Raw genomic sequence first — 602 nt, 5'->3', positions numbered from 1 at the left:
GGATACGCGCTCTCCCCGGTCGAGCAGGTCGTCACCGGCGACAGCACCCCCGCCGACGCCGCAGGGCTCAGCTAGCCCACCCGGCGGGGACCGGCTCGCACCGGTCCCCGCCCCTCCTCTTCTCCCACTGCTGCACAGGAAGGCCTGACCATGACCACCACGACCACCGCACCCCGCCCCGCCCACCGATTCGACCCGTACCAGGAGGACCCGACGCTGCGAGCAGCCGAGGTCGCCGTCGACGCCGCGGCCGCGACCGGCGACGCCGACGCGACCGCCGCCGCAGCGCGAGCGCTGATCGTCGCCGCGGCCGCCTACGGCTGGCCCACCGCGACCGCCCTCGTCTTCACATACGAGACGACCGGCCCCATCGCCCACGTCTGGGGACTGTGGAAAGTCCTCGACGCCGACCGGCAGGTGCTGCGCGAATGGGACGAGGAGCCCGGCGACATGACCGACGAGTCCGAGGAGGAACTGATCGCCCTTGACCTCATCAGCAACCGCCGCGCGACCCTCGACTACACCGACTTCGGAAAGCCCATCGGCTCCACGACCCTGATCCTCCACACGCTCACCCTCTGAGCGCGTGCGCGGGCCGACCC

General features: G+C 72.1%; 1 protein-coding gene. It reads left to right on the top strand.

Annotation, left to right across the window (positions count from 1 at the left end):
• Window positions 1–150 precede the first annotated feature (150 nt).
• Complete coding sequence (locus tag C5C50_RS16615; RefSeq protein ID WP_104273954.1) at window positions 151–582, top strand: hypothetical protein; 432 nt, start codon at window positions 151–153, stop codon at window positions 580–582.
• Window positions 583–602: the final 20 nt, after the last annotated feature.

The organism is Rathayibacter sp. AY1D9 (genome assembly GCF_002932395.1).
Taxonomy (GTDB): domain Bacteria; phylum Actinomycetota; class Actinomycetes; order Actinomycetales; family Microbacteriaceae; genus Rathayibacter.
Note: the sequence above shows the minus strand (reverse complement) of the source record. Positions and strands in the feature narration are given on the sequence as shown.